The following is a 228-nucleotide window of genomic DNA, read 5'->3' as shown; positions in this document are numbered from 1 at the left end:
ACCAAGTATTTGTTATTGCAGTCTTATAAGAGGTGGTATTATTGGACAAAAACATATTTCTCTCATATTAATTATATTAGTAGGGGTTGCCCTAATTTGTAGTCCTTGGACAGATACCTATGAAATAATAAGACGATATTTAATGTTGTCATTAGCTATACTAATACCTTTATATTTTTTATCACCAACTAAAAAAGATAAAAAATAAAAAAATAAGATAGACTATTC

The 228-nt window shown here is 26.3% G+C and carries 1 protein-coding gene; it reads left to right on the top strand.

What is annotated here, in order from left to right:
* The coding region (locus tag Q4528_RS16740; protein WP_303522944.1) for a hypothetical protein at positions 1–208 on the top strand (208 nt) is incomplete at its 5' end.
* Positions 209–228: the final 20 nt, after the last annotated feature.

This window comes from Staphylococcus pasteuri (assembly GCF_030547725.1).
Lineage (GTDB): Bacteria > Bacillota > Bacilli > Staphylococcales > Staphylococcaceae > Staphylococcus > Staphylococcus pasteuri.
This window is presented reverse-complemented; position numbering and strand designations above follow the sequence as displayed.